The organism is uncultured Streptococcus sp. (assembly GCF_963511325.1).
Classification (GTDB): domain Bacteria; phylum Bacillota; class Bacilli; order Lactobacillales; family Streptococcaceae; genus Streptococcus.
The window spans coordinates 1-26,974 of the sequence record NZ_CAUPII010000001.1; the positions used below are offsets into that span (position 1 = coordinate 1).

The following is a 26,974-nucleotide window of genomic DNA, read 5'->3' on the forward strand; positions in this document are numbered from 1 at the left end:
AAAGTAATGTCAAACATTCCCATCAGAAGTTTATCTCTTAAGTGCAAATCCCGATATTTCGAGGAGGTGGTTGCGTGAAGAAAGTGAAGTTAGGGCAATTAGTTTCTATTCAAACTGGTAAATTGGATGCTAATGCGGCAGTTTTCGGAGGTAAGTATCCTTTTTTTACAACAGCTAAAGAAATTTCAAGAATTAACGAATACGCTTATGACGGTGAGGTAGTTTTAGTAGCTGGAAATGGGGATTTAAATGTTAAGTATTATAAAGGAAAATTTAATGCTTATCAGAGAACCTATATTTTGACTAGTAATTCTAATGTAAGAATGAAATATCTATACTACTTTCTTGATAAGTATATAGAAGTTTTACGATACCAATCAATTGGAGGAGTTATAAAGTATATTAAACTCAATAATTTATCAGATGCCCAGATTCCAATGAGGAGTATTTTTGAACAAGATAAAATTATTGGAATATTAGAAAAGTTAGATAATGAAATTATTATTAGAAGTAAACAACTTAGCGAACTTTCAAACCTTGTAAAATCCCGATTTAACGAAATGTTTGGGGATGTTATTCTTAATGATAAAGAATGGAAAGTTTGCAAATGGAACGAAATTCTTACTATAAGAAATGGTAAAAATCAAAAGAATGTTGAAGATAATAACGGACAATTCCCTATTTATGGAAGTGGGGGAATTATAGGATATGCTAAAGATTGGATTGTGAAAAAAAATTCGGTAATTATTGGACGTAAAGGAAATATAAATAAACCGATTTTAGTAAGAGAAAACTTTTGGAATGTAGATACAGCGTTTGGATTAGAACCTACTTTAGAAAAAATAAACTCAGAATATTTATTCTATTTCTGTCAATTATACAATTTTGAAAAGTTAAATAAAGCCGTAACGATACCTAGCTTAACCAAATCAGATTTATTAGATATTTCCATCCCCCTCCCCCCTCTTTCCCTCCAGAACGAGTTCGCAGACTTTGTGGCTCAGGTGACAAATCACAATTTGCTTGTCAGATAGCTATAAAACTGTGGAGAAATAGCTTAAAATCTAGTATAATATAGCTATCTATTTAGTCAAAGTGAGAGAAAAATGGGAAATTTTGATTTTCTTTTGAATAATAAGGAGTATGAATCTTTTTCGAGGCCCTGTATAGAAGCTGAGAATATGATTGAGACATCCACTGTAGCGACAGCTTTCATGGCGCGTCGTGCCTTGGAGCAGGCTGTTCATTGGATTTATAGCCATGATTCTTATTTGGAAGCCCCTTATCGTGCTACCTTGTCTTCATTAGTTTGGGATGATGACTTTAGAGAAATCGTAGATCCAGAGCTTCATAGTCAGATGGTTCTCTTGATACGCTGGGGCAATCATGCTGCTCATGGTGGGGAGATCAAGGAACGCGAAGCGATTTTAGCCTTACATCATTTGTACCAGTTCGTAAACTTTATTGATTACTGCTATAGCAATGAATTTGTGGAACGTTTTTTTGACGAGAAATTATTGCCACTTTCAGAGAATGTCAAGAAAAGAGAAACACCACAAGCCATGGTGGAACTGCAAGACAGTTTACCTGTTATGCCAGACTTTCATGAACAAATGGCTGTACAGTCCTTGGAAGTGCAAGAGAATTATACTGAAAAACGTGAAACTGCTGCACAACGGCAAGAGGTTCCTTTCCACATCGATCAGTTATCTGAGGCTGAGACAAGAAAACTCTTTATTGACATTGATTTACGTTTAGCAGGTTGGACATTTGAAGAAAATCGTCGAGTTGAAGTCGCTGTTAATGGACTGAAACACGGCTCGGGAATAGGTTATTGTGATTACGTTCTTTATGGTAAAAATGGAAAGATTTTAGCAATTATTGAAGCTAAAAAAGCTGCAGTTAATCCAGAAGTAGGTGAGGTACAAGTCAGGGAATATGCTGAAGCGCTAGAGGAAAAAATAGGTTACCAACCGATTTGTTTTATTACAAATGGCCTCAAGCACTACATTCTTGATGGTGTAAATCGTCGTCAGATTGCAGGTTTCTACTCTCAAGAAGAATTGCAATTATTGATGGACAGACGGCATTTGCAAAAACCACTGGAGGATATTTCTAGTAAAATCAGAGACGATATTTCTGGTCGTTATTACCAGAAACATGCGATTGCAAGTGTTTGTGAGGCTTTTTCCAACAATCGTAGGCAAGCTCTTTTGGTCATGGCAACTGGTTCTGGGAAAACTCGAACAGCAGTCTCTCTTGTTGATATCCTATCACGTCACAATTGGGTCAAAAATGTCCTCTTTCTAGCTGACCGAACATCTCTTGTAAAACAGGCCTATGATTCATTTAGGAAATTGCTTCCAGATCTTTCGGTTTGTAACTTTTTAGAGGATAAAGCCGGGGCAAGATCAAGTCGTATGGTATTTTCTACTTATCCGACCATGATTGGAGCTATCAGTGATCAGGAAGAAGTCATCCAACGTCCTTTCACTGTTGGCCATTTTGATCTTATCATTATTGACGAGTCTCACCGCTCTATTTATCAAAAGTACAAGGCCATTTTTGATTATTTTGATGCTAGAATCGTAGGCCTAACGGCCACACCTCGTCAGGATCTTGATAAAAACACTTATGGCTTTTTCAACTTGGAAAATGGTGTTCCTACCTATGCTTATGATCTTGAAAAGGCTGTTGAGGATGGCTACTTGGTATCCTATCATTCAATTGAAACCAAATTAGAATTACCTACAGACGGCCTTCATTATGATGATCTATCCCAGGAAGATAAAGAATATTTTGATAGCCAATTTGAAGATGATAGTCTAGAAAAAGACATTGATGCTGGAGCTTTTAATTCTTTTATTTTTAATAAATCTACAGTTGAGATTGTTCTAGATGAACTAATGACGAGAGGAATTCAGACAGCTTCAGGGGATGAGATTGGAAAAACGATTATCTTTGCCAAGAATCATGACCATGCAGAATATATTAGAAAGATTTTCAATAAACGTTATCCTGAAAAGGGGAGCGACTATGCTCAAGTGATCGATTACAGTGTTAAACATTATCAAACCTTGATTGATGATTTTAAAATTAAGGAGAAATATCCTCAAATTGCAATTTCAGTTGATATGCTTGATACAGGTATTGATGTCCCAGAGGTTGTTAATTTAGTCTTCTTCAAGAAAGTACGCTCAAAAACAAAATTTTGGCAGATGATTGGTCGTGGAACCCGTCTCTGTAAAGATTTGTTTGGACCCGATCAAGATAAGGAAAATTTCTTGGTATTTGATTATGGTGACAACTTTGAATATTTCAAAGCAGATCCGAGAGAAGGTAGTGGAAGACATATTGTTCCCTTGACACAGCGTTTGTTTAATATCAAGGTGGACTTGATTCGTGAACTGCAGGACCTTCACTATCAAGAGGATCCATTTGCAAGAGAGTATCGTCAGCAACTCGTCTCAGAACTTCATAGATATGTAGAGGATTTAAATGAGCTAGACTTTAGGGTTCGTATGGTCTTAGATACAGTTTATACCTATAAGAAATTAGAAAACTGGCAAAATCTTACAACAATTTCATGCGAGAAACTTCATAGTCATATCTCCCCTCTCATGTTTGATGATGATAAAGAAAATGAAATGGCGAGACGATTTGATTTATGGATGTTAGAAATTCAAGTCGGACAGTTGACCTCTAGGCCATCTAGAACTCATATATCTCAAGTTATGAAAACTGCTCAGGCTCTTGCTTCTGTTGGCAATATTCCTCAGGTCTTTGCACAGGCAGAAATTATCAGGAAAGTGCAAGAACCTGAATTTTGGGAGGAAGTAAGCTTGTCTGAACTTGAAAAAATACGCCTTTCTCTAAGAGATTTATTGCAATTCTTAGATAAAACGAGTCGAAAGGTATATTATGTCAATTTTGAAGATCGAATTCTTTCTACTGTATATGAAACCACACCTTATTTGCAGGTAAATGATCTTCGATCCTATAACGAAAAAGTTGAGCATTATTTGAAAGCTCATTTGGATGAAGAAGCAATTTCTAAATTGTATCATAACAAGAAGTTAACTACACAAGATTTATTAGCTTTAGAGACTCTTTTATGGGAAAAATTAGGAAGTAAAACTGACTATCAGCAGCACTATGAAAACAAGGCTATTCCTAGATTGGTGCGGGAGATTATTGGTTTGAATAGAGAGGCCGCTAATCAAGTGTTTTCTAAGTTCTTGTCAGATGAAAGCCTTAATGCTAAGCAAATTTCTTTTGTGAAATTGATTGTCGATTATGTCGTTGAAAATGGGTATATGGATAAGTCGATCCTGACACAAGAACCGTTTAAATCTTATGGATCCGTACAAGTACTATTTCAACATCAAATACCAATATTGAGGAATATTGTCCAAACAATTGATTTAATCAATAATCGTGCCGAAGAAGTAGCTTGAATATAGAAAGAGAAGCACCATGCAAACACAAGAAGAAATGAATGTTCTGGTACCTGAAAAACTAGCGGAAATTGAATGTGATTATGATGTTACCGTATTGTGGGCAATTGAGTCTGGCAGTCGCGCTTGGGGCTTTGAGTCTCCAGATAGTGACTTTGATGTGCGTTTCATTTACAAGCATAAGCAAGAATTTTATCTTAGTCTGAACGATCATCGCGATGTCATCGAACTACCAATTGACGATACTTGGGATGTGAGCGGCTGGGATTTGGACAAGGCTTTAAAGTTGCTTTATAAGTCAAATCCAACCTTCTTTGAGTGGTTACAGTCGCCAATCGTTTACCAGCAAGACGAAGGCTTTATTGACCGTATCCGTCCGCTTGTTAGTCAGTATTTTTCTGAGAAAAAGATGCTCCACCATTACTTGAATACTGCTAGAACTCAAATGAATAAGTATCTTTCAGGAGATAAGGTAAAACCTAAAAAGTATTTCTATGCACTTCGTCCTATTTTAGCTTGTCGTTGGATTGAAAAATATCATTCTGTTCCACCGATTTTGTTTGATGATTTGGTCAAAGAATTGCTCCCTGATGAAATGAAAGACCATGTGTCTAGCTTGCTTGATATCAAGTTAAAGGGACCTGAAGGAATGGAAATTGAGCCGATAGAGCCAATTCAGGACTTCATCATCAAAAATATCCAAGAGCTGGATGACTACGTCCAAAGTGTTACAGAGGAAAAGAAAGACTGGAAAGCTCTCAATCAATTTTTCCTTGAAGAATTAAGTCGTGACTGAGGTTAATTATGGGAAAATGGACTTGTAGATGTGGTCAAGCAATGAACGACCACAAAGCCCCTGATCCAAATGCTTATTCGGTTTATTCGGATGAGTTATTAGTAGAAATTATGAATAAAAAAGATGGTAATGATACAATTTCCTATGAAGACATTTCAGAGGCTTCCTTTTATATGTGGAAATGTCCCAATTGTGGTAGTTTTATGGTCTTTGGCGAAGAGGATAATCCAAATTGTTTCACTTTTTATGAGCGCCAGACCAGTGGAGAAGCTGAACCACTTTTCGATCCTGATCAGGAGTTAAATCTCGTTGTCGTTGAGTTTCAAGAAGGTGGAAATGGTTATACTTATATATGTGACGAGCCAAATATCCATATTGGACATGCTGTTATTGTCCCAGTAGGAAAGGAAAATACTGAAAAAACTGCTTTAGTTGTCCAGAAGTATCATGCCCTACCAAAGGATATCACTTTTCCTGTTGAAAAGTTAAAACGTGTCATTCGTAGGTATTCTATTTTTGATCCTGAGACTTCAAAAATAGTTTGTAAAAATATACTTGAGCATGGAAGAATTCTAAATGCTTGTTCGAACAAGGTAAATATAGAGTCTAAACAAATTTACCATGCAATCAAAACTCCTCTAGGCTATTTTTGGTTGGAGTTAAATAGAATTCCAATTCCGATGAAAATCACACAAATTCAAGTTAAAGATAAAAGATATCAGGTAGAGGGTGCCTTCTTCATTAAACCCACCAAGGTAAACTACAGAAAATTGTTAGAACTTGAATTATGTGCAGATTTTGATATTGACGCCTCTCGTTGGATTGACGTTCTATCAGATGAAAATGTTTGGGGAAACACCTGGGAAATGAATGGCCTTCAATTTGGAATTACTGCAGGAGAGTCCCCAGAATTTGAAGATGAAGTAGTTGCAAGAAAATTTAGCCGTATCCCACTTTATTATGACTGGCATCCAGAATTTGAAGACTATTATGGCTTCAGTATAGCCTGGAAAAAATACGAATCTGATAGTGATCTGTCGATTGATTTCTATAAAATCGCAAGAGAATTTTTTACAAGCTATCGAACTTTTTGAAAAAGCAGGCGATCAGATCGGATCCCGAGAAGTTAAAAACTTACTAAACAAGAAAAAGTAGCCCACTCAGGCTACTTTTTTAAAATTCTTTATAAACATAAGGATTCTCTGGTTTATCGACTTTTACAAAGGATTGGATTTCAAGAGTTGGGAGGATTTGGTTGAGTTCTTTGTGGTAGCGATTGCTAATCTTACCTTTGACTCTCACCCAAGTATTATTTTCGTACTGATTGGTGTTTCCTGTAGTCAAAAGTCCAAAAACTCCTGAATCAGCGATACAGTGCATGATACCAAAACGAAAGACAAACTGACTATTAGAGTAATTGGGATCATTGTAGACAAAGCCAGTAAACTCGATCTCCTTACCTTCAAATTCATTTGGAAAATCATAGATAACTTCCATGACTTCCAAGTAATTCTCATCCTTGATGACAATGCTTGATTGGGTTAAGTATTTATCAGCAGTTTTCCTAACAATATTTTCATAAGCAGTTTTTGAATAAAATCTGCTCGTATCCGGTTTGAGATACTGACTGCTCGTTCCTTCACTTGCTTGGATTGCCTTGTCAGTTCCTTCCGACAAAGGGAAATAATATCCTTTTGCCGATACTGTTTGTGAATCCAGAGTGACTGTTGGAAAAGTAAATCCAATTAACAGAGGTAAACTTAAGAGGGCAAAACTAGCAAGCTTGGCTGAAAAACTATGTAAGTGACTATGTTCTTTCAAACGCTTGAAGCAAATATAGGCTTGAACGATGGCTAGTAGCAAAGATAAAAACATAGTGATATAAGCCAGATAAGAGTAGTGGAGGTTTATATACTGATTGAGTTTACCTGATAGGTGCAGATAAAGGGTTAAGATAAAATAGCCAAATAAGATAAAAAATCGAATCATAGCATCACCCCGATTAGATAAGAATAGACAAGAACAACAAGAGTTACGATGGTCATGAACTGCCAGATAAAGCGAGATTTGAGATAATTCTTCATCATGAGGAGGTTCTTGATATCAAGCATGGGACCTATAACTAGAAAGGCAAGCACTGGAGCAAAGCCAAAACTTGATAGAAGAGAAGATCCGATAAAGGCATCTGCTTCACTACAGAGAGATAGTAGGAAGGATAAGACCATCAGAAGAACAATCGCAAGTAGTGGTGTTGCGCTGATAGATGTCAGAACCCGAGTTGGTACATAGACCTGGACTATGCTGGCAAAAAGACAGCCAAAGACCAAGTAACGCCCCATATCAAAGAATTCATCAATAGCTTGGATAAAGACCTGAAGCATTTTTTGACTTTTAGTCAAGTGAGAAAAATCATGCTCATGGCAAGCAAGTCTATTTTCTTTTTGGATAGGTTCCTCCCAGAAAAATCCAAGAAAGACACCCAATATAGTAGCAACTAGAATTGCGCCCAAAGTTCTTAGGAAAACCATTTGAATTGAATTACCAAAAGCTGAGTAAGTCGCAAAAAGTACGATAGGATTGATGATAGGAGCCGTTACTAAAAAAGGTACAGCTGTATAGCTTGGAACCTTCTTCTCCAAAAAACGATTGATGATCGGAACAATTCCACACTCACAAGAGGGAAATAGAAAACCGATGAAGCTACCAAAAAAGATTCTCCCTAGGCGGTTTTTAGGGAGAAATTTATAGACCTTCTCAGGAGTCACATAGACTTCAATGGCACCAGAGATGATGCTACCAATTAAGACAAAGGGTAAAGCTTCAATGATAATTGATAGAAAAATAGCGCCAGTTTGTAAAAGACTAGAGGGTAGAGATTGAAAGATAGTCATCTATTTTTTCTTTTCTGCCTTATCTTTCTTTTCTTTGTCATCTGGGAAAGTCACTTGCTTCAAATCAGGGAGTTTAGCGAATTCTTCGAACATCTTATCTAAGTCATCAGTTTTTGTAAATTTAACAGCCATGGGGCATACCTCAATTCTTATTGTTTCCTCTATTATACTATTATTTCAGCCAAAAAGTTTAATTTTAAATTGTTAAGACGAGTGAATTTTCAATTTCAACAAATACCAAGTCAACTGTGACATGAATGAAAACAAGCTTTCTTCCTTATGGTATAATAGTTTCATGGATAAAAAATATGAAAAAATTTCCCAAGATTTGGGTGTAACCTTAAAGCAGATTGATACTGTCTTATCTTTGACAGCTGAAGGAGCGACTATTCCTTTTATCGCTCGTTATCGGAAAGACATGACTGGAAGCTTAGATGAGGTGGCTATTAAGGCAATTATTGACCTTGATAAAAGTCTAACCAACCTCAATGACCGTAAGGAAGCAGTCTTAGCAAAAATCAAAGAGCAAGGCAAGCTAACCAAGGAATTGGAAGAAGCTATCCTAGCAGCTGAAAAACTCGCAGACGTTGAAGAACTCTATCTTCCCTATAAGGAAAAACGTTGGACCAAGGCAACTGTCGCCCGTGAGGCTGGACTTTTTCCTCTTGCTCGCTTGATTTTACAAAATGTTCCCAACTTAGAAGAAGAAGCAGAAAAATTTGTCTGTGAAGGTTTTTCTAGTGGCAAAGAAGCCTTGGCTGGAGCAGTAGATATCCTAGTTGAAGCACTTTCTGAGGATCCTACACTTCGTGCCATTGCTTATCGCGAAGTCCTTGAAAATTCTAAAATCACTTCTCAAGTCAAAGACGAAAGCCTGGATGAAAAGCAGGTTTTTCAGATTTATTACGATTTCTCGGAGACGGTTGCTAACATGCAGGGCTACCGTACACTTGCCTTTAATCGTGGTGAGAAGTTAGGCATCTTGAAGATTGGTTTTGAGCATGCGGTCGAACGTATTCAAGCCTTCTTTGCTGCTCGTTTTAAGGTTAAAAATGCCTATATTGAAGAAGTTATTCAGCAATCTGTTAAGAAGAAGGTACTGCCAGCTATCGAGCGTCGTATCCGTACAGAGTTAACAGAGAAGGCAGAAGAAGGAGCTATTCAACTATTTTCTGACAATCTGCGTAATCTCCTTCTCGTAGCACCACTAAAAGGGCGCGTGGTTCTAGGTTTTGACCCAGCCTTTCGTACAGGTGCCAAGCTTGCGGTCGTTGATGCGACTGGTAAGATGCTGACAACGCAAGTCATTTATCCAGTCAAACCAGCTTCAGCTCGTCAGATTGAAGAAGCTAAGCGTGATTTGGCAGATTTGATCGGCCAATACGGTGTTGAAATCATCGCTATTGGAAATGGTACTGCCAGTCGTGAGAGCGAAGCCTTTGTAGCTGAAGTACTGAAAGATTTTCCTGAGGTCAGCTATGTCATTGTAAATGAGAGCGGAGCATCAGTCTACTCTGCTAGTGAACTTGCTCGTCAAGAGTTTCCAGAGTTAACTGTTGAAAAACGTTCTGCTATTTCTATTGCTCGTCGCTTGCAAGACCCACTTGCTGAATTGGTTAAAATTGATCCCAAATCCATCGGTGTCGGTCAATATCAGCACGATGTTAGTCAAAAGAAACTGTCTGAAAGTCTGGACTTTGTTGTTGATACAGTGGTTAACCAAGTCGGTGTCAATATCAATACAGCTAGTCCAGCCTTACTTTCACACGTTGCAGGACTAAACAAAACCATCTCTGAAAATATTGTTAAGTATCGTGAAGAGGAAGGAAAAATCACTTCACGCGCCCAAATCAAGAAAGTTCCTCGCCTAGGTGCTAAGGCCTTTGAGCAAGCTGCTGGCTTCCTCCGTATCCCTGAAAGTTCTAATATCCTTGACAATACAGGAGTTCACCCTGAAAACTATACTGCGGTCAAGGAACTCTTCAAACGCTTGGATATAAAAGACCTAAATGAAGAAGCGCAAGCAAAACTCAAATCTGTTTCTATCAAGGAAATGGCTCAAGAGCTAGAACTCGGTCAAGAAACACTTAAAGACATTATCGCTGACCTTCTCAAACCAGGACGTGATTTCCGTGATTCTTTTGATGCTCCGGTCCTTCGTCAGGATGTCTTGGATATCAAAGACTTACAAGTTGGCCAAAAGCTTGAGGGAGTTGTACGCAACGTCGTTGACTTCGGTGCCTTTGTTGATATCGGTATCCATGAGGACGGTCTCATTCATATCTCTCATATGAGCAAGAAATTTATCAAACATCCAAGTCAAGTAGTATCGGTCGGCGATTTGGTAACCGTTTGGGTTAAGAAAATCGATGCTGACCGTGAAAAAGTGAATCTGTCGCTCCTAGCTCCAAATGAATCTAACTGATTACGTTAAACAGGTCTCTTTAGAAGATTTCGGAAAACCTTTCAAACACCAAGCTCAATGGAATACTCGCCTACGGTCGACAGGTGGACGATTTTTCCCTAAGGATGGTCATTTGGATTTCAATCCTAAGGTTTATCAAGAACTTGGTTTAGAGGTTTTTCGTAAAATTGTTCGTCATGAGCTCTGCCATTACCATCTTTATTTCGAAGGTAAAGGCTATCAGCATAAGGATTTAGCCTTTAAGCAACTTTTAAAAGAGGTAGACGGACTTCGCTTTGTTCCTCCCTTATCAAGTGCCAATCAAAAGCCAAATTTCGTCTATGCTTGTCAGTCTTGTCAGCAAATCTATCAAAGAAAGCGAAAAATCGATACCAAGCGTTATCGTTGTGGTCTCTGTCGTGGAAAGCTCCTCTTGTTAAATCGGCCTAAGGACTGATGTAGTAAATCTAGCTTAGTGCTATACTAAGATTAAGAAATCCGAAAGAGGAATAAATTATGAATACAAAATTTTATAAAATGAGAAGAAATCGTATGGTATCAGGTGTACTTGCAGGTCTATCTGATAAGTGGAATCTTGATGTAACCCTAGTTCGTTTCCTTTTTGCAATCTTTACAATCGCAAACTTTGGACTCGGGATTATTATCTACATTATCTTAGCTTCTATCCTACCAACAAAGGAAGATATCGAAGCTGAAATGTATGGAACAGGCCCACGCAAGATCAAAGAAGCCAAACCTATCAATGATGACGAAGGTTGGTTTTGGTAAATCAAATTAACTGTCTATATTTTGATAGCAAAAGAGGCTGGGACGAAAGTCCTAGCCTCTCAATTGTCTTTGGATTGCCGAGCAAGACGCAGTGGTTGAGTGGGCTTTACTACGCTGATTTCATCAGCTTTTACAGCCCTACTCAACTGTGCGGAGGTGGGACGACGAAATCGAATTCTAACGAATTACTGATTTCTGTCCCACTCTCTTTTTTAAATACTAAACAATTGACCCAATAGATAAGTCATTCCCATGGTTAAAAGACCGATACAGAGATTTCGAATCATAGCTGTTTTGGTTGGAGCTTTTCCGAGTTTTGCACTGGTGTAACCTGTGATCAATAAAGAAATTGCAACGATAAAAACAGTAGCAGGGATTCGAAAGTCACTTGGAAAGATGGTAATCGAAAGCATTGGTGGTAGGCTACCAAGTACGAAGGAAATAAAGCTAGATGCTGCAGCATGCCAAGGGTTGGTAAACTCTTCATACTCGATTCCGTATTTTTCTTCTACTAAAGCTTTCAGTGGATTTTTTAGAAAAGCTTTATTGACTAAAAGTTGAGCTGAAGTTTCACACTCACCATTTTGAAGATAAGCAGCATAAAGGGATTTCTTTGCAGCTTCGATATCCTTATCCAAGAGTAGTTGTTCACGGGCTACAGCGGCTTCCTCGGTGTCTTTTTGAGTTGATACAGAGACATATTCACCTCCAGCCATAGAGAAGGCTCCTGCTAAGATTGCTGCTAAACCTGAGAGAAAGATAATCCAGATGTTGCTGGTTGCACTGGCAACCCCGATAACAACTCCAGCGATAGAGATAATCCCGTCATTGGCTCCAAGCACACCAGCACGTAGGATATTTAAACGACCAGCAAAGTTTGTATCTATTTCATGTTTATTTTCTGACATAGTATTCTCCTTTATATCTAGTATAAAGTATAGGAGAAGTGAAAACAAACATTTTTAACTATCTGAAAAAAGTTTTACAATTCTAATAAAAGATTGCTATTTTTCTCTATCAGGCATAGCCATAGCTATTTCTTATGCCAAGATATAACAAAGTTGTATTTGTAACCTATTCCAATAGGTGATACAATGAACCTAATGAAATCTTTGGAGGTCTAAATATGACTCGTGAATTTAAATTTGAAACTCTTCAATTGCATGCTGGTCAAGTGGTAGATGCTACTACCAAGTCTCGTGCTGTTCCAATTTACCAAACAACGTCCTTTGTATTTGATGATACACAAGAAGGTGCAGAACTTTTTGCCCTTCAAAAAGCTGGAAATATCTATACTCGTATTACCAATCCAACAACATCAGCTTTTGAAGAGCGTATCGCAGCACTGGAAGGCGGTGTTGGTGCACTTGCAACAGCTTCTGGGATGGCAGCTCTTACCTACACAATTTTAGGATTGGCTCACGCAGGAGACCATGTGGTTGCAGCTTCAACTATTTACGGTGGTACCTTTAACCTGTTGAAAGAAACCCTTCCTCGCTATGGAATCACCACAACTTTTGTTGATATTGATAATCTAGAAGAGGTAGAAGCAGCGATTAAAGATAATACCAAGCTTGTCTTGATTGAAACATTGGGAAATCCAGTTATCAATATTCCAGATATTGAAAAAATCGCTGAAATTGCTCACAAACATCAGATTCCTTTGGTCGCAGACAATACTTTTGCTACACCTTATCTTATCAATGTCTTTTCACATGGTGTAGACATTGCAGTTCACTCAGCAACTAAGTTTATCGGCGGTCACGGTACAACAATTGGTGGTGTCATTGTTGATGGCGGCAAGTTTGATTGGGCAGCTTCAGGGAAGTTCCCTCAATTTGTCAATGAAGATCCAAGCTACCATAATTTAAGCTACACTAGAGATGTAGGTGCAGCAGCCTTCATCGTTGCCCTTCGTGTTCAATTGCTACGTGACACTGGTGCAGCTCTGTCACCATTTAACTCATTCTTGCTCTTGCAAGGTCTTGAAACACTTTCTCTACGTGTTGAACGCCACGTTCAAAATGCTGAAAAAATCGTTGATTTCCTTGTTAACCATCCAAAAGTTGAAAAAGTTAACTATCCAAAATTAGCTGAAAGCCCTTACCATGCCTTGGCGGAGAAATATTTACCAAAAGGTGTTGGTTCAATCTTTACTTTCCACGTTAAAGGTGGAGAAGCAGAAGCACGTAAGGTGATTGACAACTTGGAAATCTTTTCAAACTTAGCCAATGTAGCAGATGCTAAATCATTGGTAGTTCATCCAGCAACTACCACTCATGCCCAGTTGTCTGACTCAGATCTAGAAGCAGCAGGGGTAACTAAAAATCAAATCCGTCTATCAATTGGTCTTGAAAATGTTGATGATTTGATTGAAGATTTGCGTTTTGCTCTTGAAAAAATCTAAAAATAACTAGTTTTTATCGAATTATAAATCCTTCTCACGAATAATAAAGTGAGGAGGATTTTTATGTATAGTATTTCATTTCAAGAAGATTCACTCTTGCCAAGAGAACGGCTGGTGACAGAAGGAGTGGGAGCTCTGAGCAATCAGGAATTACTAGCTATTTTACTCAGAACGGGGACACGTCAATCTACCGTTTTTGAAATCGCTCAAAAAGTATTGAATCAATTAAGTTGCTTAACTGATTTGAAAAAAATGACCCTACAAGAACTACAGGGATTATCAGGTATCGGTAGAGTGAAAGCTATTGAATTGCAAGCCATGATTGAACTGGGCCATCGTATTCATAAACAAGAAACCATTGAGGCAGAGAGTATTCTCAGTAGTCAAAAGTTGGCTAAAAAGATGCAAGCTGAGCTGGGAGATAAAAAACAAGAGCACCTGGTGGCGCTCTATCTGAATACACAAAATCAAATCATTCATCAGCAAACCATTTTTATCGGTTCAGCTACTAGAAGTATTGCTGAACCACGGGAAATTCTCCACTATGCTTTAAAGCATATGGCAACATCTGTGATACTGGTTCATAATCATCCATCTGGTGCTGTCATGCCGAGTAGAAATGATGACCATGTTACGAAGCTTGTCAAAGAAGCATGCGAATTAATGGGTTTGGTCTTATTGGATCATCTTATCGTCTCACATTCCGATTATTTTAGTTACCGTGAGAAGACGGATCTGGTATAAAAAACCTGTATATGATACAGGTTTTACAATTCATTGATGACATAGTCGAAAAGTGTTTTATCTTTGGGACGATTTTCAAAGAGAAATTCTGGATGCCATTGAACACCGAGGTAAGGGAAACCATCCGTTGTTGTAACAGCCTCGATAATTCCATCTTTAGGATCATGAGCTACAACCTTGAGATTTGGAGCTAGGTCCTTAATACTCTGATGGTGGAAAGAGTTGATATGGGAGATTTCTCCATAGATATCTCGAAGAATAGTATCAGGCTCGGTGACTAAACGTTGAGTTGTATACTCGGCTGAAGTATCCTGCCAATGGTCTTCAATATCTTGATAAAGAGTTCCTCCCATAGCCACATTAAAGAGCTGGGTGCCTCGACAAACAGAAAAAATGGGTTTCTTTTGTTTGATGGCTTCTTTTATAAGAGCTAGCTCAAAAATATCTCTCTGAAGGTGGTAGTCATCGCTATCGATCGTTTTAGGCTCACCGTAGAACTTGGGATCGACATTTTGTCCACCAGTTAGAATAAGTTTATCAATCAAGCCAATGTAGTAACTGGCCATTTCTTGATCATCAATTGGTAGGATAATGGGAATTCCCCTAGCTTCCTTGACTCCTTCAACAAAGCCCTTTGCAGCATAGCTCATCATAAGCTCATCATCAGGATGAGTTTTTTCATTTCCTGTAATCCCAATAACTGGTTTTTTCATAAATGCTTTCGCTTTCTAATCCTCTTTTCTCATGAAATAGAGGAGAGTTTGCAATTCACTAGTTAAATCCACATATTGAGCCACCACATCTTTTGGTAGTTGGAGATGAACGGGTGAAAAGCTTAAAATTCCTTTAATACCAGCATCGACAAGGAGATTGGCTACTTCTTGTGACTTGACACTCGGTACAGTTAAGATTGCAGTTTTTACATCTGCATTTTTTATTTTATCCTTGATTTGGGAGATTCCATAAATTGGAATTCCATCGGGAGTTTTTGTACCAACTTCAGGATGATCATCCAAATCAAAAGCCATAATAATTTTCATTTTGTTTCGTTCATGGAAACGGTAGTGAAGGAGAGCGTGCCCCATATTACCAATACCCACCAACATAACATTTGTAATAGAATTATCATTTAGAAGATCAGCAAAAAACGTCATTAGTTTTTTGACATCGTAGCCAAATCCACGGCGACCAAGTTCACCAAAGTAGGAAAAATCTCGTCTAACGGTAGCAGAATCAATACCAATGGCCTCGGCAATTTGTTTTGAGTTGGCTCTTTCAATCTTTTCTGCATGAAATCTTTTAAAGATACGATAATAAAGAGAAAGTCTCTTTGCTGTTGCTTTTGGAATAGCAGACTGTTTTTCTTTCACAAAATCACAACCTTTCTAAATACTATTTTATAGAAAGATTGTGAAAAAATCAACAAAAACAAGAAAAAACTAAGAAAATCTTAGTTTATCTTTGTAAAATCATAGTGAAATAGAAAACGATAGAGATCTCCCAGAAGACCTTGATAGATTTCTTCTCCCTTATAGGTAAGAGAAGTAATGACGGTCGTATCTGGAAGAGTCACACATCCTGAAAGTGACAGCATGAGTGCTTCGTAATCTTCGTATTCTAAGACACGTTCGACTTGATAGGTGTCCTTGTAAGTTAATCGAAACATAGGCCACCTATCTTTCACTTTTAGTGAAGACACCACGTTCAACAAGACTGTCCATCAAGAAGTAGAATTTCTCTTGGTGGATATGAGTTTCTTCCGACTTAAAGATATCGACCAAACGTAGACCAAATTTATCAGTGATGTTAATTTTTGCACCAGTTAAGTCTTTGTTGATGATAATCTTAAGTTGGAAACCTTCCCCACTATTTGGGACTTTTTCAAGAAGACGTGTTAGTTCATAGTTACCAACCTTTGTTTCAAAAAAAGTGTTATCTTTTAGAGTAAACTTTTTGACAGTTGGACTGATTGTGTAATCGTAACGGCAATTTTTGAGACTAATAGTTTTTTCGAATGCCATTGAGTTATCCTCCAATGATTTCTTTTAGAGTTTGTGCGAGGGTGATCATTTCTTGCTCTGTGTTTTGAGGTGAAATGCTGACGCGAACAGATTCGTGTAAGCGAGGAGAGTCTTCTCCGTAGAAAGCCTGAAGAACATGACTAACTTGAACGACGCCTGCAGTACAAGCAGAACCAGTTGAAATAGAAATCCCTTCAAGATCCAGACGAAGGAGTAGTAGATCATTTCGTTGACCTGGAAATCCAATATTAAGGACATAAGGTAGCTGGTCTTTTCCTTGATTGAGGTAATAGTCTGTCTCAGCCATTTCCTTTAAGAAGGTGTCTTTCAGTTGTTGAACCTTTTCAAAGTTTTGTGCTTGGTTTTCAAGATCATCCTTTAGAGCTGCTACCATTCCTACAATGGCAGGAAGATTTTCTGTTCCTGCTCTTTTTTTCTGCTCTTGATCACCACCATGAAGGTAGGAATCAAAATCTGTAGATGCAGCATAGAGAAAACCAACTCCTTTTGGACCATAAAATTTGTGTGCAGAAGCGCTGAGAAAATCAATTCCCAATTCTTCGGGAAGTATCTCTAATTTACCGACTGCCTGAACTGCATCGACATGATAGACGGCTGGATGATTTTTTAGAACCGCACCAATTTCAGCAATAGGTAATAGTGTACCAGTTTCATTGTTGGCAAACATAGTAGAAACAAGAATGGTATCTTCACGCAGTGCATTTTTGACTTGGTCTGCAGTGATTTCTTGATGTTCAGGCTGTAATATAGTCACTTCAAAACCGAAATTTTCAACCAAGTATTTGATGGGTTCTAGAACAGCATGGTGCTCGATCGCAGTAGTGATAATGTGCTTTCCACGATTTTGATGGCGAAGGCAGTAGCCGATGATAGCAGTATTATTGCTTTCAGTACCACCAGTGGTAAAGAATATGTGTTGTGGCTTTGTTCCTAGTAAACTTGCTAGTTCTTGACGAGCTTCTCGTAATAGTTTACCTGCTTGGCGCCCATGGCCATGAATACTAGAAGGATTTCCATAGGTTTCCTGCATGACTTGAGTCATTGCTGAGATAGCAACTGCTGACATAGGAGTCGTAGCAGCATTATCCAAATAAATCAAAAGCTCACCTTATTTCTATTTAAATAGTGGACTAACTGGTTTTCTTTCATGAATACGAACCATAGCATCACCAATCAATTCGCTAGCAGTGATGTATTGCACGTTTTTAGGTTTTCTACTTTCTGTCACAACAGAATCTGTAACCAAGATTTCCTTAATATTTGTTGCATCTAATAACTCTGCAGCACCGTTAACAAATAGACCATGACTTGAAACCGCATAGATTTCAGTTGCGCCGTCACGCTCTAAAATTTTAGCAGCTTCAGAGAAGGTACGGCCAGTGTTCAGAATGTCATCGATCAAGATTGCCTTTTTACCTTCGACATCTCCGATAATGTAACCTTGACTGCGTTCAGAATCATCTTGTGCATAATCAATGATAGCAATCGGAGCATCTAGGTATTCTGCAAGACTACGAGCACGTTTAACACCAGAGTTTTTAGGACTTACAACAACCACATCTGAACCAGTCAAACCTTTATCACAGTAATGTTTTGCAAAAAGTGGAATTGTATAGAGGTTATCTACAGGAATGTCAAAGAATCCTTGAACCTGAACGGCATGGAGGTCAAGAGTCAATACACGACTAACTCCTGCTTTCACCAACATATTTGCAACCAGTTTTGCAGTAAGTGGTTCGCGCGAAGAAGCGATACGGTCTTGGCGAGCGTAGCCGAAGTATGGAAGTACAACGTTAATGGTATTAGCACTAGCACGAACACAAGCATCAACCATAATCAAGAGTTCCATCAAGTGGTTATTTACTGGATAACTAGTTGATTGGATGATATAAACATCATATCCACGAACACTTTCTTCGATGTTAACTTGGATTTCACCATCTGAAAATTGGCGTGAAGATACTTTTCCAAGTGGAACACCTGCAGCATCTGCGATTCTTTGAGCAATTTCCTGGTTGGAAGATAGTGCGAAAAGTTTCATGTTTTTTGTATCTGACATCGATAAACCGTCCTCTTTAAACTAAGTGAATCGCTGTAGTAAAACACTTTTAGTGATAAATGTTCTCTACAACAGATTCTATTATTTTTCATCCCTTTTATTTTATCAAAAAAAGAAGATTATTTCAGTATTTTTTCATATTTTCTATAAAACGAACCAATTTCGAAGGAGCTTTTTTGTAATGGATTTCATTGACTTGTAAAAATTCTTGGAAATCAAGGCTACCTTGCTTACCATCTTCTACTTCTAATTCAAGCTCAAAGTCAACAATATCAAAGTATTCACTTTGATCAAGAGCCATGAGTCCGATAGGAGTTTCCTTTTCGTAACGAACAGTAGTTAGGCAACCTAAAACTACCCAGCCACTGGTTGAAAGTCCACGGCTAGTCAATTCGTCAGAAATTATTCCTTGTGGAAGTTTACATTCTTTAAGACAATGGTTTGCTTCCTCTAAGCTTAGATCTTGATTGTACTCCATATTTCCAACTTTTTGTGGAATTTTTATGGTCAATTCAGCGCTATTTTCAAAAGTACGAATGCGCATAGCAATTTTATGCTTACGAAGGTAAAAATCAGGCGTGTCTAGGTAGTAATTTCTTTGTGTAATAGGTGTAACTCCTGAAAAGTGATCCTGCAATCTTTGATATTCATCCTTGTTTAGAAGTGTTTTCATTTCAATTTCTAAATGTTTCATTTTTTTTACTTTTTCCTTATCTTTGAAAGCGATTGTATGGTATAATAAGCATTGTATTTATTGTATAAGATTTTTCCTAGAAAATCAAAAACTAGATAAATCGAAGTGTATAGAGAATTGGATGAAAAAGATATATGATTACAGAATGGGAAGAATTTTTAGATCCTTACATTCAGGCTGTCGGAGAGCTGAAGATAAAACTCCGAGGTATTCGAAAACAATACCGCAAACAAAATAAACATTCTCCAATTGAGTTTGTAACTGGTCGAGTCAAACCGATCGAAAGTATAAAAGAAAAAATGGCTCGTCGAGGGATTGGATACGATACGTTGGAACAGGACTTGCAAGATATTGCAGGTTTACGCGTCATGGTTCAATTTGTAGATGACGTGAGCGAGGTTGTTGCCATCCTTCGAAAGAGGCAAGACATGAGAGTGGTACAAGAACGTGACTACATTACTCATCGAAAGGCTTCAGGCTATCGTTCTTACCATTTGATTATTGAGTATACAGTTGATACGATCAAGGGGGCAAGAACGATTCTGGTGGAGATTCAGATTCGTACCTTGGCTATGAATTTCTGGGCTACCATCGAGCATTCTCTCAATTATAAATATCAAGGGGATTTTCCAGAAGAAATTAAGAAACGTCTGGAAATCACAGCAAGAATCTCTCACCAATTGGATGAAGAAATGAGTAAAATTCGTGATGATATCCAGGAAGCACAGGCACTCTTTGATCCATTGTATAGAAAGTTAAATGACGGGGTAGGTAATAGTGACGATACCGATGAAGAATACAGGTAAACGAATTGATCTAATCGCTAATCGCAAACCTCAAAGTCAAAGAGTCTTATATGAATTAAGAGATCGACTAAAAAAGAATAACTTTATATTAAATGATAAACATCCCGATATCGTCATTTCCATAGGTGGGGATGGGATGCTTTTGTCTGCTTTTCATAAGTATGAAGACCAGCTGGATAAGGTTCGCTTCGTTGGTGTTCACACAGGTCATTTAGGTTTCTATACGGATTATCGTGATTTTGAACTAGATCAATTGCTTACAAATTTACAGTTGGATACTGGGGCTCGTGTGTCTTACCCACTGTTAAATGTAAAGATATTTTTGGAAAATGGAGAAGTGAAAATTTTCCGTGCTTTGAATGAGGCTAGTATTCGGAGAGCTGATAGGACTATGGTTGCCGATATTATCATTAACCAAGTGCCATTTGAACGTTTTAGGGGAGATGGCCTGACGGTATCGACGCCAACTGGCAGTACAGCCTATAATAAATCTCTTGGTGGAGCTGTTTTGCACCCTACTATTGAGGCCCTACAATTGACAGAAATTGCGAGTCTTAACAATCGTGTCTACAGAACCTTAGGTTCTTCTATCATTGTGCCTAAGAAGGATAAGATAGAATTGATACCAACTCGTAATGACTATCATACGATTTCTGTTGACAATAGCATTTATTCTTACCGTAATATTGAAAGAATAGAATACCAAATAGACCACCACAAGATTCACTTTGTCGCAACACCAAGCCATACTAGTTTTTGGAATCGTGTCAAGGATGCCTTTATTGGTGAGGTGGATGAATGAGGTTTGAATTTATTGCTGACGAACATGTCAAGGTAAAGACCTTTTTAAAAAAACACGAAGTCTCGAAAGGTTTACTTGCCAAAATCAAGTTTCGAGGTGGAGATATTCGAGTAAACGGTCATCCACAAAATGCAACCTATCTCTTAGATATTGGGGATGTGGTTGTCATCGACCTTCCTCCTGAGGAAGGTTTCGAGACACTGGAAGCCATTGATTATCCACTGGATATTCTGTTTGAAGATGATCATTTCTTGATTTTAAACAAACCCTTTGGTGTGGCCTCGATTCCTAGTGTCAATCATTCCAATACCATCGCTAACTTTATCAAGGGCTACTATGTGAATCAGAACTACGAAAATCAACAGGTCCACATTGTAACCAGACTAGATCGAGATACTTCGGGCCTCATGCTTTTTGCGAAACATGGTTATGCTCATGCTAGACTAGACAAACAATTGCAAAAGAAAGCCATTGAAAAGCGATACTTTGCTCTGGTTAAAGGAGATGGTTTTCTGGAACCTCAAGGTGAGATTATTGCACCGATTGCCCGTGACGAAGATTCAATCATTACTAGACGAGTTGCAAAAGGTGGTAAGTATGCCCATACTTCCTATCGTATAGTGGAGTCTTATGGCAATATTCATCTAGTTGATATTCGACTGCACACAGGAAGGACACACCAGATTCGTGTCCATTTCTCACATATCGGTTTCCCTTTGCTTGGTGATGACCTATATGGTGGTAGTCTTGAACATGGCATAGAGCGTCAAGCTCTGCATTGCCATTACTTATCGTTTTATCATCCTTTTCTTGAAGAGCGGTTGGAGATGGAAAGTCCACTGCCGGATGATTTCAACACCCTTATTACTCAGTTATCAAATAATAATTTATCTTAAAAGGAGTAAAAACTCATGGAAGTTTTTGAAAATTTAAAAGCCAACTTAGTTGGTAAAAATGCACGTATTGTTTTGCCTGAAGGTGAAGAACCACGTATTCTTCAAGCAACAAAACGCATCGTAAAAGAAACAGAAGTTATTCCTGTCCTACTTGGAAATCCTGATAAAATTAAAATCTATCTTGAAATCGAAGGAATCATGGATGGTTATGAAGTAATCGATCCTGCACATTATCCTCAATTTGAAGAAATGGTAGCATCACTTGTAGAACGTCGTAAAGGAAAAATGACTGAAGAAGAAGCTCGCGAAATCTTGGTTAAAGACGTGAACTATTTTGGTGTTATGTTGGTATACATGGGCTTGGTAGATGGAATGGTTTCAGGAGCTATTCACTCTACTGCGGCAACTGTTCGTCCAGCCCTTCAAATCATTAAAACACGTCCAAATGTTAGTCGTACTTCAGGTGCCTTCCTTATGGTTCGTGGCACTGAGCGTTACCTATTTGGTGACTGTGCCATCAATATCAATCCTGATGCTGAAGCATTGGCAGAGATTGCGATTAACTCTGCTATCACAGCTAAGATGTTCGGTATCGAACCAAAAATTGCGATGCTAAGCTATTCAACTAAAGGTTCTGGTTTTGGTGAAAGCGTAGATAAAGTTGTTGAAGCAACTAAGATTGCTCATGATCTTCGTCCCGACCTTGAAATTGATGGGGAATTGCAATTTGATGCTGCCTTCGTTCCAGAAACAGCTGCTCTTAAAGCACCAGGAAGTAAGGTTGCTGGACAAGCAAACGTCTTTATCTTCCCAGGTATTGAAGCAGGGAATATTGGTTACAAGATGGCAGAACGTCTCGGTGGATTTGCAGCGGTTGGTCCAGTATTGCAAGGTTTGAACAAGCCAGTTAATGACCTTTCTCGTGGATGTAATTCAGACGACGTCTTCAAGCTTACTCTTATCACAGCAGCCCAAGCTGTACACCAATAAAATACAAGATAGCTCCTTTTCTGTTAAAGGAGCTTTTCAAGTAGGAAGAATTCAAACTGGTTATTAAAAGGTGATAGGAATATCGGCTTTTGTTAATACTTGGTGAAGTTTATAGATCAAACCTATAGATACCCAAAGACCTAGTTGAGACCATAGTCAATACTGCCAGTTCAATAGAAATTAGCTCCTGCAATCTTTTGAATGACTATTTATTTTTTACTCACTTAATGTTCAGAAAGGAGCATTTAGATTTGAAATATAAGTATTTACTCTTCGACCTCGATCACACACTACTTGATTTTGATGCTGCAGAAGATATTGCCTTATCGCAACTCCTAAAAGAAGAAGGAGTAGTGGATATACAAGCCTATAAAGATTACTATGTACCAATGAACAAGGCTCTTTGGAAGGATTTGGAACAGAAAAAAATTACAAAGGCTGAGTTAATTAACACACGTTTTGCAAAATTGTTTGCTCACTTTGGCATTGAAAAAGATGGGGCTTACTTAGCAGAGCGCTACCAGTTTTTCCTATCAAAACAGGGACAGACTTTCCCAGGTGTCGAAAATTTATTAAAAAAATTGATAAGTAAGGGCTATGAACTCTATGCTGCGACAAATGGAATCACCTATATTCAGACAGGTCGTTTGGAACAATCTGGAATTACACCATTTTTCAAGGAAATATTCATTTCAGAGAAACTCCATACCCAAAAACCAGATGCTGAATTTTATGAAAAAATTGGAGCTCGAATCCCTAACTTTGATAAAAATCAGACCCTTATGATTGGTGATTCTTTGTCAGCTGATATTCAAGGTGGAAATAATGCTGGCATCGATACCATCTGGTACAATCCTCATCATCTGGAAAATAAGACACAAGCTCAGCCAACTTATGAAGTCGACTCTTATCAGGCTCTGCTTGATTGCTTGGGGCTCCTTTAAAAATCACAAAATATAAAAGATTCTGGAAAACATGGTGCATGAAGTGCAAGAAATTCTTGAAAACGCTTCATATCTTTTGACTGTTTTTATTTTTTTAGGTATAATAAAATTGTACACAGATAAAATAATAAACAGAAAGAAGGAGATTGACATGTACAGTTGAGTTGTTTATGATAAGTAATTCCAATAGTTGTGATTTATTTAGGAGAAAAAATATGAGCAAATTAACTAAAAAATTAAGTATAGGTATCATTTTTTTGTCATTATGTGGTTTTAACGAATATGTCTACGCTATGGAGGAAGCTATAGATAAAAATGAAATGAGAGTTTGGGAAGAATCTGTTTTAGAAGATATAAATTCTGAAACTCCTAGAGGTGACTGGAAAACAATGGATAGAGCTGCACATGGAGGATGGACATGGAGAGATGGTGTTATTTGCATAACTGATTCATATGCGATAACTCCTCATTTTAACAATGGGCATGCTGGAATTGTAGCAGCTGATCCTTACTATTATGCAACGATTGAATCTAATCCAGGATCAGGGGTTCAAGTTGTATATGGAAATTGGACAAGTCGTTTTAGTGGTAGTACTGTTTATCAAATAGGGGTTAAAAAAACAAGTATTCGAGATGATCAAAAAGTTGCTTATTGGGCCGCTAGACAAATCGGAAAACCTTATAACTATGAATTTTTCAATATTAATACTAGAAGTAAATTTTATTGTTCTCAGTTAGTTTGGGCAGGGTATAAAGATGTAACAGGAGTAGATATTGGTACTTGGGATTGGGGTTCTGCTATCCATCCGTTTGAGCTACTTAAATCGAGAGAAACGATATTAATATATAGGAACAAATGAGTATGATATTGAAAAGAAATAAAAGAGTCAGGAACTTCATGTTGATGATAGGTGCTTGTTTCTGCCTTATTTGTCTAAGTGCCTGTCAGTCAAACAAGGTAAATTCGGTAGATGATTATAAAATGGCTATCTGGGATAGCGATAAAATAGCTGTATTTGATGATTATGATTTAAATGAGTCCAAGGGTAATATAGCTAGAAAAGAAAAATACATCTATTGGGCAGAAAGTTTTTCGGAAGCAGGATCCTATTCAACTGCAAAAACAAAAGATACTCCTGAACTAAAAAGATATGTATCTAGAATTAATAAGGAAACTTTAAGTGAAACATTTAAATTAGCAGGAGGAAATGATGCATATGCATCCATAACAGATGGGGATTATTTATATGCAACTGCTGTCTTTACGGATAGAATTGAATTTTATAAATATGATAATAATTTAGAGGTTGTCACTAATGTTACCATGAAAAATGATGGTCAACTAAATGCCAGTCAACAGTTCGTTATCGTAGATAATTATTTATACTTACTTGTAAGCATATTGGATTTATCAACTCAAATTTCTAATACGGAAATTTGGAAAATGGATAAAGAATTCAACATCGTCGAAAAATATAATCTTGACGAAACATCAGCATATATGAGAATGGTTAATGTAGATGATGTCTTGTATATTGTGGAAGCACTTGATGGACGTAATTCTAATGGGGAGTATAAGTCAGGAAATAAATTATTGGTTTTTGATTTAAAGACTCAAAACAAGAATTATATCGATATTCCTGAAAAGTATCCAACAAATATTCACTATGATGCTAAAAATAATCAATTGATTATAGAGAATGAGGGATTGTATAATGGCGAATTTTTCTTTACTACAGTCAATCTAGACAATTTAGAAAAAGATATTATTCATCTGGAAGGCTTTAGTACAGAGCAGTATACTGCACCATATTTTACATTTAAAGACAACATCTATTATTTTTTATTTAATGATTCTCTGGTTAAATATGATATTGTTGATAAGAAACAAACAGTTATCAGTTTAGAAAATTATAAGATAAAAGATGCACATTATTTGATTGTTAAATAGTTTATTTATTGGGTGAAAGTCAAATAATAGAAATTTAATCTTTAAGATGTGCTTAAGTATAGTTTTAGTAATCTCTCCTTATCTCTGGCTAAGGGGAGATTTAATCTAGTTTGTTGTCAGCATAGATTTAGAAGGTATTTGAAAAGTCCTGCAAGGAAAAGATTTGAAAGATATCATGATAGTTTTTTTTTATAATGATCAGTTATCTTTCTGAGTATTCTGAACAATAGATTCTTTGCAAAACCTTGTAAAATATTTAGAACTTTTTAAAAGTAGATAGGAGTCTTGAAATTATGGGCACATGGGATGCAACGATTTTTGGAAATGACACCTCCTTAGATATTAAAGAAGAATTCTTCGAGAGATACAATCAAGGAGAAGATGCAAATACAATTAAAAATGACTTGACGTCGGATTTATACGATGACGATATGTATGATGTCTTGTTCGCCTTGGCACAATGTTTATGGGAAGTTGGGCAATTAGATGACGAATTCTTGCTTGAAATTAAAGAAATCATTCTCAACAAAGAGGATTTAGAACTTGCCCAAGAATTGGGTGCAGATAGTGAATTTTTAGAACAAAGAAGTGAAAATCTAGAAAAGTTCTTAGAAAAAATTAGTGTAAAAAAAGAAAATCCAAAAAAGAGAATTGCTCCGCCTGTTCCTGTAGAAAGCAAATATAGGAACGGTGCTGTGATGGTTTTTCAGTATGAAGATGGCATGTACGGTGCTTTGATAGCAGTAGATGGAGCTTTCTTTGATAAGGAAACCTATTATGCTTATCTGCAGACTGATATTAAAATGCCCACAAAACCCACTATGGAAGATGCGCGATCAGCACGAATTCTCGATCCAAGTTTTCATAGTGCAGAATACAATTCATTTCGTGACTCTAAGTATTACTACTCTTTTGTAAATTGTATTTCAGGTTATTTAAAAAGTACAGCAACTAAAAAATTTGAAAAATATAATGATAGTGTTTTTGAAATAATAGGCTATCTTTCAGATTGGGGGAGTTGCTGTAGCGCGGTTTCTGGAGGATTTGATTACTATAAACAAAAATCAAGTGATGAGTTTAAGATAAGCGTTGTAAAGGAATTGAATAAAAGATTTGATGAAAAACTAAATACTCGAACAGAATTGATTATTGATGAAATCGACAAAGAATTTATCCTTTCTAATACGAAAAAAGGTGGTGAATAAAGGCTATTTAGTATAAATTCTCTATAAAACTTCTCAAATCTCAATAGATACTTTTAAAAGTGGTTTAGATAGCCACTTTTTGCTATAATAGAGGCAG

Annotated in this window: 28 protein-coding genes; 17 read left to right on the top strand and 11 right to left on the bottom strand. The window is 37.3% G+C overall.

Annotated elements, in window-relative coordinates:
* The first annotated feature begins 74 nt into the window (after nucleotides 1–74).
* From RQ973_RS00005 to RQ973_RS00020, 4 genes are all read left to right on the top strand, one after another.
* The gene (locus tag RQ973_RS00005) at nucleotides 75–1,034 is read left to right on the top strand and encodes a restriction endonuclease subunit S (RefSeq protein ID WP_399553127.1); all 960 of its coding nucleotides are present in this window, start codon (nucleotides 75–77) and stop codon (nucleotides 1,032–1,034) included.
* 72 nt (nucleotides 1,035–1,106) lie between these two features.
* Entirely contained in the window at nucleotides 1,107–4,457 is a 3,351-nt protein-coding gene (locus tag RQ973_RS00010; RefSeq protein WP_311522256.1) for a DEAD/DEAH box helicase family protein, read from the top strand.
* 19 nt (nucleotides 4,458–4,476) lie between these two features.
* Complete coding sequence (locus tag RQ973_RS00015; protein ID WP_311522257.1) at nucleotides 4,477–5,253, top strand: nucleotidyltransferase domain-containing protein; 777 nt, start codon at nucleotides 4,477–4,479, stop codon at nucleotides 5,251–5,253.
* Between the two features lie 8 nt (nucleotides 5,254–5,261).
* Nucleotides 5,262–6,347 (top strand): hypothetical protein, encoded by a 1,086-nt coding sequence (locus RQ973_RS00020; RefSeq protein WP_311522258.1) that lies wholly within the window; start codon nucleotides 5,262–5,264, stop codon nucleotides 6,345–6,347.
* Between the two features lie 79 nt (nucleotides 6,348–6,426).
* Here the strand turns inward: RQ973_RS00020 and RQ973_RS00025 are convergent, their stop codons facing one another.
* From RQ973_RS00025 to RQ973_RS00035, 3 genes are read right to left on the bottom strand one after another with little or no spacing between them, the layout of a single operon-like run.
* Entirely contained in the window at nucleotides 6,427–7,242 is an 816-nt protein-coding gene (locus RQ973_RS00025; protein ID WP_311522259.1) for a TIGR03943 family putative permease subunit, read from the bottom strand.
* Nucleotides 7,239–8,144, bottom strand: coding sequence for a permease (locus tag RQ973_RS00030; protein WP_311522260.1), 906 nt, complete (start codon nucleotides 8,142–8,144; stop codon nucleotides 7,239–7,241). The genes RQ973_RS00025 and RQ973_RS00030 overlap by 4 nt, the downstream gene beginning before the upstream one ends.
* Nucleotides 8,145–8,276 (bottom strand): SPJ_0845 family protein, encoded by a 132-nt coding sequence (locus RQ973_RS00035; RefSeq protein WP_000268695.1) that lies wholly within the window; start codon nucleotides 8,274–8,276, stop codon nucleotides 8,145–8,147.
* A gap of 163 nt (nucleotides 8,277–8,439) precedes the next feature.
* Here RQ973_RS00035 and RQ973_RS00040 point away from each other — a divergent pair, with 163 nt between their 5' ends.
* Genes RQ973_RS00040 through RQ973_RS00050 form a run of 3 tightly spaced genes read left to right on the top strand, consistent with a single transcriptional unit; the run spans nucleotide 8,440 to nucleotide 11,337 of the window.
* The gene (locus RQ973_RS00040) at nucleotides 8,440–10,569 is read left to right on the top strand and encodes a Tex family protein (protein WP_311522264.1); all 2,130 of its coding nucleotides are present in this window, start codon (nucleotides 8,440–8,442) and stop codon (nucleotides 10,567–10,569) included.
* Nucleotides 10,556–11,005, top strand: coding sequence for a SprT family protein (locus RQ973_RS00045; RefSeq protein WP_311522265.1), 450 nt, complete (start codon nucleotides 10,556–10,558; stop codon nucleotides 11,003–11,005). Before RQ973_RS00040 ends, RQ973_RS00045 begins: the two co-directional genes overlap by 14 nt.
* A 59-nt stretch (nucleotides 11,006–11,064) precedes the next feature.
* Nucleotides 11,065–11,337: a PspC domain-containing protein gene (locus RQ973_RS00050; protein WP_311522267.1), complete on the top strand. Its 273-nt coding sequence runs from the start codon at nucleotides 11,065–11,067 to the stop codon at nucleotides 11,335–11,337.
* Between the two features lie 212 nt (nucleotides 11,338–11,549).
* Here the strand turns inward: RQ973_RS00050 and RQ973_RS00055 are convergent, their stop codons facing one another.
* A complete protein-coding gene (locus RQ973_RS00055; protein ID WP_311522268.1) occupies nucleotides 11,550–12,245 on the bottom strand; it encodes a VIT family protein in 696 nt (231 codons plus the stop codon).
* Between the two features lie 218 nt (nucleotides 12,246–12,463).
* Here RQ973_RS00055 and RQ973_RS00060 point away from each other — a divergent pair, with 218 nt between their 5' ends.
* Together RQ973_RS00060 and radC are read left to right on the top strand one after the other, a co-directional pair.
* A complete protein-coding gene (locus RQ973_RS00060) occupies nucleotides 12,464–13,744 on the top strand; it encodes an O-acetylhomoserine aminocarboxypropyltransferase/cysteine synthase family protein (protein WP_311522270.1) in 1,281 nt (426 codons plus the stop codon).
* A 63-nt stretch (nucleotides 13,745–13,807) separates the two neighbouring features.
* Nucleotides 13,808–14,488: a DNA repair protein RadC gene (gene radC / locus RQ973_RS00065; protein WP_311522272.1), complete on the top strand. Its 681-nt coding sequence runs from the start codon at nucleotides 13,808–13,810 to the stop codon at nucleotides 14,486–14,488.
* 23 nt (nucleotides 14,489–14,511) lie between these two features.
* Here the strand turns inward: radC and RQ973_RS00070 are convergent, their stop codons facing one another.
* The 7 genes from RQ973_RS00070 to RQ973_RS00100 all read right to left on the bottom strand — a co-directional run bounded on the left by RQ973_RS00070 (nucleotide 14,512) and on the right by RQ973_RS00100 (nucleotide 19,283).
* A complete protein-coding gene (locus RQ973_RS00070) occupies nucleotides 14,512–15,201 on the bottom strand; it encodes a gamma-glutamyl-gamma-aminobutyrate hydrolase family protein (RefSeq protein ID WP_311522273.1) in 690 nt (229 codons plus the stop codon).
* A 15-nt stretch (nucleotides 15,202–15,216) separates the two neighbouring features.
* Entirely contained in the window at nucleotides 15,217–15,858 is a 642-nt protein-coding gene (locus RQ973_RS00075) for a redox-sensing transcriptional repressor Rex (RefSeq protein WP_311522274.1), read from the bottom strand.
* A gap of 80 nt (nucleotides 15,859–15,938) precedes the next feature.
* Nucleotides 15,939–16,154 carry a DUF4649 family protein gene (locus RQ973_RS00080; RefSeq protein WP_311522275.1) on the bottom strand — a complete coding sequence of 72 codons (216 nt, stop codon included), beginning with the start codon at nucleotides 16,152–16,154 and terminating at the stop codon, nucleotides 15,939–15,941.
* 7 nt (nucleotides 16,155–16,161) lie between these two features.
* A complete protein-coding gene (locus tag RQ973_RS00085; RefSeq protein ID WP_311522277.1) occupies nucleotides 16,162–16,509 on the bottom strand; it encodes a DUF1831 domain-containing protein in 348 nt (115 codons plus the stop codon).
* Between the two features lie 4 nt (nucleotides 16,510–16,513).
* Nucleotides 16,514–17,629: a cysteine desulfurase family protein gene (locus RQ973_RS00090; RefSeq protein ID WP_311522278.1), complete on the bottom strand. Its 1,116-nt coding sequence runs from the start codon at nucleotides 17,627–17,629 to the stop codon at nucleotides 16,514–16,516.
* 15 nt (nucleotides 17,630–17,644) lie between these two features.
* Nucleotides 17,645–18,589 (bottom strand): ribose-phosphate diphosphokinase, encoded by a 945-nt coding sequence (locus RQ973_RS00095; protein WP_049503350.1) that lies wholly within the window; start codon nucleotides 18,587–18,589, stop codon nucleotides 17,645–17,647.
* Between the two features lie 124 nt (nucleotides 18,590–18,713).
* Complete coding sequence (locus tag RQ973_RS00100) at nucleotides 18,714–19,283, bottom strand: CYTH domain-containing protein (protein ID WP_311522280.1); 570 nt, start codon at nucleotides 19,281–19,283, stop codon at nucleotides 18,714–18,716.
* 134 nt (nucleotides 19,284–19,417) lie between these two features.
* On the opposite strand from RQ973_RS00100, the gene RQ973_RS00105 reads away from it, so the two are divergent.
* The 8 genes from RQ973_RS00105 (at nucleotide 19,418) to RQ973_RS00140 (ending at nucleotide 26,877) form a co-directional block, all read left to right on the top strand.
* Nucleotides 19,418–20,089 carry a GTP pyrophosphokinase family protein gene (locus RQ973_RS00105; RefSeq protein WP_049509203.1) on the top strand — a complete coding sequence of 224 codons (672 nt, stop codon included), beginning with the start codon at nucleotides 19,418–19,420 and terminating at the stop codon, nucleotides 20,087–20,089.
* A complete protein-coding gene (locus RQ973_RS00110; protein WP_025171265.1) occupies nucleotides 20,073–20,891 on the top strand; it encodes an NAD kinase in 819 nt (272 codons plus the stop codon). The genes RQ973_RS00105 and RQ973_RS00110 overlap by 17 nt, the downstream gene beginning before the upstream one ends.
* Nucleotides 20,888–21,787: an RluA family pseudouridine synthase gene (locus RQ973_RS00115; RefSeq protein WP_311522282.1), complete on the top strand. Its 900-nt coding sequence runs from the start codon at nucleotides 20,888–20,890 to the stop codon at nucleotides 21,785–21,787. Before RQ973_RS00110 ends, RQ973_RS00115 begins: the two co-directional genes overlap by 4 nt.
* 15 nt (nucleotides 21,788–21,802) lie before the next feature.
* Entirely contained in the window at nucleotides 21,803–22,777 is a 975-nt protein-coding gene (gene pta, locus RQ973_RS00120; protein WP_311522283.1) for a phosphate acetyltransferase, read from the top strand.
* A gap of 251 nt (nucleotides 22,778–23,028) precedes the next feature.
* Nucleotides 23,029–23,721, top strand: coding sequence for a YjjG family noncanonical pyrimidine nucleotidase (locus RQ973_RS00125; protein ID WP_075228583.1), 693 nt, complete (start codon nucleotides 23,029–23,031; stop codon nucleotides 23,719–23,721).
* A 215-nt stretch (nucleotides 23,722–23,936) separates the two neighbouring features.
* Nucleotides 23,937–24,581 carry a YiiX/YebB-like N1pC/P60 family cysteine hydrolase gene (locus RQ973_RS00130; RefSeq protein ID WP_223338469.1) on the top strand — a complete coding sequence of 215 codons (645 nt, stop codon included), beginning with the start codon at nucleotides 23,937–23,939 and terminating at the stop codon, nucleotides 24,579–24,581.
* A gap of 122 nt (nucleotides 24,582–24,703) precedes the next feature.
* Nucleotides 24,704–25,672, top strand: a complete 969-nt coding sequence (locus tag RQ973_RS00135; protein WP_311522286.1) for a hypothetical protein — start codon at nucleotides 24,704–24,706, stop codon at nucleotides 25,670–25,672.
* A 293-nt stretch (nucleotides 25,673–25,965) separates the two neighbouring features.
* Entirely contained in the window at nucleotides 25,966–26,877 is a 912-nt protein-coding gene (locus tag RQ973_RS00140; protein WP_311522287.1) for a hypothetical protein, read from the top strand.
* Nucleotides 26,878–26,974 lie beyond the last annotated feature (97 nt).